Consider the following 8,211-nt stretch of genomic DNA (forward strand, 5'->3'; position numbering starts at 1 on the left):
CTCCCTACTCCCTACTCCCTACTCCCAATGAATGTAGAGGATTATCGGCATTAATCCAAAATATCTTATGCCTTTAAACCCTACTCCCTACTCCCTACTCCCAATGAATGTAGAGGATTATCGGCATTAATCCAAAATATCTTATTCCTTTAAACCCTACTCCCTACTCCCTACTCCCTACTCCCAATGAATGTAGAGGATTATCGGCATTAATCCAAAATATCTTATGCCTTTAAACCCTACTCCCTATTCCCTACTCCCAATGAATGTAGAGGATTATCGGCATTAATCCAAAATATCTTATGCCTTTAAACCCTACTCCCTACTCCCTACTCCCTACTCCCTACTCCCAATGAATGTAGAGGATTATCGGCATTAATCCAAAATATCTTATTCCTTTAAACCCTACTCTCTATTCCCTATTCCCTACTCCCTACTCCCTACTCCCTATCATAACTAAAATCATATTGCTATACTTTGAAAAGTTACAAAATTAATCGCAAAAAATCTAAAATGCAGAATAGGTATAAATCAAATGAATAAAGTCGCTAATAGTATTGAAAATAAGGAGAAAAAAACTACTATTTTGATTGTGGATGATAATCCAATCGATTTGAAATTGGCAATTACTGTGCTAGAGAACTATAACTTTAAGGTATTAATATCTGTAGATGGTGAAAATTGTTTGAAACAAGCAAAAGAAAGTAGCCCAGATATTATTTTGTTAGATGTTTTAATGCCTATAATTGACGGTTTTGAAATCTGTAAGCGCTTAAAAGCAATCCCAGAAACTAAAGATATTCCTGTGATATTTATGACTGCTTTATCAGATATAGAGGATAAAATTACAGGATTTGAATTAGGAGCTGTAGATTATGTTACTAAGCCAATCATAATAGATGAGGTTTTAGCAAGAGTAAAAGTACATATACAGCTACGGCAATTAACTGCAAAATTAAAGAATAAAAATTTACTGCTGCTAGAAGAAATTACACAAAGAAAAACAGCAGAAGCAAAACTTAAAGAAACATTGCGACAGTTAAAAACAGCTCAAAAACAGATTATTGCTAAAGAAAAACTTGCGTATTTAGGTACTTTAACTTCAGGCATTGCTCACGAACTGTGTAATCCTCTTAATTTTATTCAAAACTTTGCTCAACTTTCTACAGATTTAGTTGATGAACTCATGGAAGAATTGACTTTAGAAAGCGATAAAATGGAGCCAGAAAAAGTTGAAGAATTTCAAGAAATTATTAATGATATTAAACAAAACTCAGATAGTATTTACCAACATGGTAAAAGGGCAGAAAAAATTATTAGAGGCATGGTAAGACACGCACAGGTTGACCACAATAGCTTACAATATAGCGATATTCATAATATGCTAAATGAGTCATTGCAGTTGGCTTGTAAGAAGCTTTGGGAAAAACAGAATGTTCCGATGACAATTAAGACTAATTACGATGAATCAATTAAGAAAATTCAATTATCATTTTCTGATATGTTTCAGGCTTTTATGAACATAATTGATAATTCTTGCTATGCTCTGAAAACTAAGTTAGAACAAGAGGAAGCTGCTCATCAAGATTTTAATCCTACCTTATCTGTACAAACCTATAATTTAGGAGAAAAAGTAGCAATTCATATCAATGATAATGGTATAGGAATAAGTTCAAAAATTAAAGATAAGATTTTCAACCCTTTTTTCACTACTAAATCTCCTGGAGAAGGGGTAGGTTTGGGTTTATCTCTAGTTCATCAAATAATTGTTGGACAACATCATGGCAGTATTAAAGTGGAAACTAAAGCAGGAAAATATGCTGAATTTATTGTTGAAATTCCCATGACTGATTCTACAAATTTTCTACCAGAACAAGACGAAATTTAAGTATGTCTGAAAATTCATTTAAGAAAGATAGTTTAGGTTGGCAATTCCACAAGTTACAACAAAAAATTGGTGAATGGTGGGAACTTAAAATTTCTCAAACAACAGTTAAATTACCAGAGGTAGATTTGCCTTCATGGTTGGATAATTCCATGATATTAATGATTGCTAAAGTAATAGCATGGCTAGCTTTTGCTTTTCTGTTGAGTTGGATAGCTATACAAATAATTAGACTGTTAAATCCTTATATTTATGGTATCCGCAATCAAATTAATTTAACGACAAAAACTAGAGAAAAATCTGAATTAGAATTATCAGTAACAGCTTGGTTAAATCAATCACAAAAATACCAACAAATCGGTAATTATCGAGAAGCTTGTTGTTGTTTATATATGGCAATGTTACAAGGATTAAACGACCGAGGTATTATTTCCAATCTACCTAGTCGCACAGATGGAGAATATTTAGAATTAATTCAGCAGTTATCTCAACCTAAACCATATCAAAAATTATTCATTACTCATCAGCAGTTATTATTTGGTAACTTAGAAGTTTCTGCTGCTGTATTTGCAGAATGCCAGCAAGCTTATCAACAAATCACAGATGAAAAAAACTAATAAATTTTGGATATTTGGAGCGATCGCTCTAATTTCAATTATGATAATCACTGTTTTTTCTGCCCCAGTAAATAATCAATTCAATAGCGGTTCTACTTATAGTCGCGCCCCAGATGGATATGGTGCTTGGTACAAGTTTATGTTAGAAAAAGGCGCAGATATTCAACGCTGGGAAAAACCATTTATAGATTTAGAAAATAGTCAAGATATCAATTCATCAGTCACTCTATTACAGGTTAATAGTCAACTAGAAAATCAAGTAATTAATGCTCGGATAGAAAGTTGGGTAAAATTAGGAAATATTTTGGTAGTTTTAGGTATTAAAAAAGAGGTGACAAAGGCAGATTTTTCTACTATCCATGATACGGAAGTGGGAAAAGTTGAAATAGAAACAAGTCGCCGAGCAATAAAACCTGAACCACAAAAAGAAGATAATTTACTAGGCGATCGCTACGGTGCTATAGTTTGGCAAAAACAGTTTGGCCAAGGAAAAATCATCTTAGCTACTACTCAATATTTAGCTGCTAATGCTTATCAAGATATATCTGGAAATTATGAATTTTTAGCTCAACTTGTTACTCAAGGTGAACAAAAAATTTTAGTAGATGAATATATTCATGGTTATAAAGACCAAGAAGTAATTAATAAAGAGTTGGGAAACAGTGTGGTGAATTATTTAGCTGAAACTCCCTTATTTCCAATTTTTATTCAAGGTTTAATTATTTTATTTCTCCTAATTTTTGCTCAAAATCGTCGTTTTGCCAAACCGATAAAATTATCAGCACCAATAGTTGATAATAGTCAAGCTTATATTCAAGCTTTAGCAGGAGTTTTACAAAAAGCAGAAAGTCAAGAATTTATCTTAGAAACTATAGGGAAAGAACAAAAAATTCAACTGCAAAAGAAATTAGGATTAGGGCAAAATATAGTTGAAGATAAATCTTTGATATATGCTTGGATACAGCAAACTGGAGAGTCATCAATAGAATTAGAAAAAGTCCTAAAAATTCAATCTCAAAAGCGAAAAATTACCGAATCAGAGTTATTAAATTGGTTAGATAAGTGGGAGAAAATATTTCAAATTTTTTAGGGAGTAGTTCAATAATTAATAATTAATAATTAATAATTAATAATTAGGGTTTGCTGAAAAAGTCTTTTTGCTGGGGTAGGAGACAGGAGACAACCCACCCCTCGCCCCTCCCCCTCCGGTGGAGGGGAATACAGGAGACAGGAGAAATGGGAATGAGCGAAGAGGTAGGAGTTAAGAATTGTCTCTCAATTTTTCTGCCATAATCATCCTAAGATACTAGCTTTTCGAGCTTTTTCTACCGAAAACAGGTACACTTTTTTCAACTCTAAAACGCTAAAACCAATATCAGTCAATACTTTTAGAATTAATCAGCAAGCCCTAATTAATAATTAATAATTAATAATTAATAATTAGGGTTTGCTGAAAAAGTCTTTTAGTAGGGTTAGGGAGTAGTTAAGACGTAGAATAAATGGGAATTACAGATTCAGTGGCCAAAACAGAGGCAACAGTTTAGACTATCTGCTACGGCCAAATTTTCTGATACTCAGGGGAAAAATATTAGCATTTTGAGACTACAAGAGCCAAAAATCTTGCACTTTTTCAGGAGAAAAAACCCTGTAAGCCTTTACAGGTATTGATTGAAATATTATTCAGCAAATTCTAATTATATACTAATATAGCACTACAAGAATTGGTTAAGGTATTTTTCAACCCTGAAATCCTTTTACCGAAAAATTCAGGTATAAAACCTCTCCATTAATGGAGAAAAAAGCGGTCGTTTGCGGAGCATTCCGTAGGATGGGATGACGAGGAGACCTCGTAATATCCATGATATAGAATCCGGTTATATAGTATATGTTGATAATTTTATAATTACTTCAAGCCTTTAATCTCCCCCACTCCCCCACTCCCCTACTCCCAACTATACAATAACTATTCAACCGGATTCTATATGAGACCAAGAGAAGAAAAAATCCTTTAATCCAATCCTCTTAATTTATAAGAAGAGGTAATTCTAAATTCTAAATTCTAAATTCTAAATTCTTGAAAGTTCCCTAGGGCGTAGCGCTATAACTGAATTAACATGACACAAACTAACTCAATATTTACTCAACTATATCAGAATCTCAGTCAAATAATTGTCGGTCAAAATATACCTATTCAACAATTATTAATAGCCTTGTTAACTGGAGGTCATGTAATAATAGAAGGAGTTCCAGGTACAGGAAAAACTCTCACAGTCAAAGTATTAGCTAGATTAATTCAAGCCGAATTTAGCAGAGTTCAACTAACACCAGATATTCTACCATCAGATATCCTAGGAACTAATGTATTTGACCTCAATAGTCGCAATTTCACCCTAAAAAAAGGTCCGATTTTTACAGAAATATTATTAGCAGATGAAATTAATCGTACTCCACCAAAAACCCAGGCAGCTTTACTCGAAGCTATGGCAGAACAACAAGTAACATTAGATGGAGAAACTTTGCCATTACCAAATTTATTTTGGGTAATTGCTACTCAAAATTCCCTAGAATTTGAAGGTACATATCCATTACCAGAAGCACAATTAGATAGATTTTTATTCAAGATTATTATCGATTATCCAGACACAGCAGCAGAAAAACAAATGTTGCTCAATGTTAGACAAGGTTTTGCTACAAAAAGTATTCAATTAAATAAAATTAGAGCTGTAGCAACGGTCGAACAAATAATTTTAACTCGTCAAGAAATAGAAGAAATTAACGTTCAAGAAAAAATATTAGATTATTTATTAGCATTAGTTCAGCAAACCCGAAAACATCCAGATGTAGCTTTGGGTGCTTCTCCACGAGCAGCAGTTGCATGGCTACAAACCAGTAAAACACAAGCTTGGTTAAATAATAGAAATTATGTAACTCCAGATGATATTAAAACAGTAGCATTACCTTTATTACGTCATCGGTTAATTTTGAAACCTGAAGCACAATTAGATGGAATAATAATTGATGGTGTAATTAATTCTATATTGAAAAAAGTTTCAGTACCAAGGTAATAAGTAAGGAAGGGGGAAAAAGGAATTCAAAAGTCAAAAGTCAAAAGTCAAAAGTAAGATTTTACAGGCTTAAAACACGGAAGTTAAAAGTTAAAGGTCAAAAGTCAAAAATCAAAAGTTAAAAGTAAGATTTTACAGGATCAAAACACGGAAGTTAAAAGTTAAAAGTTATCAAAATTTTTATATTCGATCAAAAGGAACTAATAATTACACTTTTCTTCTTAAGATAAGATATAGTAGTCGAAAGAAAGGGCCTGGACAGAACGAAAGCTTAAAACTCAGACAACGTAAGATTTTCCATCTGTCCTCTTCCTTCTTCCCTATTTTTTCTCTTTCTTCTGCTATATTGACTAATAATTTATAGATCCAAACTTACGATTTAGCAATTATTAATAATAAAAAAATATTACTTTTTTTCCGGAACTATTCCCAATGCTCCTGTTCCACTATATATGTATCCAATTCAATGAATAAAGCAGCGCAGGAATTAATGATTTTGATGGAAAACCAAACTTCTATCAACTTGTCCTACATTGTGTTACAATTAATTCAAGATTTATTGATATTTTACATTATTATATATTAAAATACTAAAGGGTGGGTAAAAGGGTGATTATAAAAAATAACTATAACTATAATTTTAAATCTCGTCAACCAGGAATACTTCAATTTATTATATTTAGCACAATCGTGCTTATCCTCAGTAGCTTAATGATATTTACTCCAGGAGCAGCATTAGTAGAATTTAAAAATTCTACAGCTCCAGTAGTTTTAGATGGGCGGCCAATAATCAAAATTAGCAGTGTCGGAGAATATACTGCCCAGAAAAGAGCCGAATTAATTGAAAAAAAGTTATTAACCGTAGTCTCATCATCAAACCCTATACATTTAAAAGTTAAAACAGATGAAAAACTACCAACAATTTGGTTAAACGATGCCTATCTATTAACTGTTACTCCAAAAGATGTTTTTCCAGGAAGTAATCTCAAAGAGCAAACAGAAATTTGGGCAGGAAAAATTGAGGAGTCAGTAAAAAACGCTCAAAAAGAACGCTCTTTAAAATTTATGGGAAACACATTAATTAAAATAGGAGCAATTATCATTGGGGCTATATTAATAAACTGGTTCTTAAAGTTAGTATGGCGAAAATATTTATATCAAGTCCTATTGTTTTTTTTGGGAAACCATGGCATTTCTCATCCGGAAGAAAGCAAAAGTTTATCTATATTAATTAGTTTAAGTTTGTTAGTGACGAGAATGGCTTTATGGGTAGGAACGATTCTGTATATTACTAATAAATTTCCCCTAACTCGACAGTTCAGTTATCAATTTACCGATACCTTAATTTCCACCTTTACTTCTCCAGTAATTCATTTGGGAAATCAAACATATTCTGTACCCGATCTATTCATTTTAGTAGGTTTAGTCTGGGCACTAATAATTGGTGTTGGTGGAACAACAAATATTTTGAGATCGCGCATTTTACGAGTAACCGGAATTAACCGAGGCGCTCAAGAAGCGATCGCCACTATGACCAAATACAGTTTAATCACTATTGGTGTAATGGTATTATTGCAAGTATGGGGTTTAGACTTGAGTTCTATTGCCTTGTTAGCTAGTGCGCTTGGCGTTGGTATTGGTTTAGGTTTCCAGGATATTGCTAGAGATTTTGGCAGTGGTTTGATAATATTGTTTGAGCGACCAATACAGGTAGGTGACTTTGTAGAAGTTGGAGAATATCAAGGCACTGTTGAACGCATTGGTGCGCGTAGTACAATGATTAAAACTTTCGACCATGTATCTATTATTGTACCTAACTGCCGGTTTTTGGAGGCGGAGCTAATAAATTGGGACCATGACCACCCAGTTTCAGCATTGCGGTTACCAGTAGGAGTTGCTTACGGATCTAATGTAGAGGCAGTACGTCAAGCTTTATTAGATGCAGCAGCAGCATCTTATCCCGATGTGTTATCGATACCAGAACCCCAGGTATTGTTTATTGAGTTTGGAGATAGTTCTCTAAATTTCGAGTTACGGGTATGGACAGCGGAACCGAGCAAACAAGAAATTATTAGGAGTGACTTGTATTTTAAGATTGAGGCAATATTGCGGGAGCGTGAGATAGAGATTCCGTTTCCACAACAGGATTTGCATTTGCGGTCTGGGAATTTACCAATTGATTTATCTCCACGAATGGAAGCAATGTTGATGCAGTTTTTCCAGCAGGGAAGCAAGCAGCAGGAAAGCAATAGGAAAAAAGTTAATTTGAATGGCAAGGAAGAACAGAATTAATATAGGGTTTGCTGATTAAATATCAAATAATTGTCAGATAAAGGTTTTAGCCTTTTTAGGTATTGAAAAAGTACATGGTTTTCAGCTCTTCATGCTCAAAAAGAAGCGCATTAAAGAGCGCATAGTTGGGCAAAAAAAAATATTCCCCTACTCCCTTACTCCCCTACTCCCCCGCTCCCCTACTCCTTAATATTTAATCTCCCCCACTCCCCCACTCCCCCCCTCCCCCACTCCCCCACTCCCCCACTCCGCACACTCTCCACTCCCACCTCCTCAATAACTATCCGAATGCCACCCACACACCAAAACTCCCTCTTATCGCTTAATTTAAATCGAAAGAGCCACCCTCTGA

The 8,211-nt window shown here is 33.9% G+C and carries 5 protein-coding genes; all 5 read left to right on the top strand.

What is annotated here, in order from left to right:
• The first annotated feature begins 535 nt into the window (after positions 1 to 535).
• The 5 genes from F6K54_RS35045 (at position 536) to F6K54_RS35065 (ending at position 7,859) form a co-directional block, all read left to right on the top strand.
• Positions 536 to 1,888: a hybrid sensor histidine kinase/response regulator gene (locus F6K54_RS35045; RefSeq protein ID WP_293088309.1), complete on the top strand. Its 1,353-nt coding sequence runs from the start codon at positions 536 to 538 to the stop codon at positions 1,886 to 1,888.
• A 2-nt stretch (positions 1,889 to 1,890) separates the two neighbouring features.
• A complete protein-coding gene (locus F6K54_RS35050; protein WP_293088310.1) occupies positions 1,891 to 2,502 on the top strand; it encodes a DUF4129 domain-containing protein in 612 nt (203 codons plus the stop codon).
• On the top strand, positions 2,489 to 3,592 hold the full coding sequence (locus tag F6K54_RS35055; RefSeq protein ID WP_293088312.1) for a DUF4350 domain-containing protein: 1,104 nt from the start codon (positions 2,489 to 2,491) through the stop codon (positions 3,590 to 3,592). The genes F6K54_RS35050 and F6K54_RS35055 overlap by 14 nt, the downstream gene beginning before the upstream one ends.
• 1,024 nt (positions 3,593 to 4,616) lie before the next feature.
• Entirely contained in the window at positions 4,617 to 5,567 is a 951-nt protein-coding gene (locus F6K54_RS35060; protein ID WP_293088313.1) for a MoxR family ATPase, read from the top strand.
• 609 nt (positions 5,568 to 6,176) lie between these two features.
• Positions 6,177 to 7,859, top strand: a complete 1,683-nt coding sequence (locus F6K54_RS35065) for a mechanosensitive ion channel family protein (RefSeq protein ID WP_293088315.1) — start codon at positions 6,177 to 6,179, stop codon at positions 7,857 to 7,859.
• Positions 7,860 to 8,211 lie beyond the last annotated feature (352 nt).

It is taken from the genome of Okeania sp. SIO3B5 (assembly GCF_010692555.1).
Lineage (GTDB): Bacteria > Cyanobacteriota > Cyanobacteriia > Cyanobacteriales > Microcoleaceae > Okeania.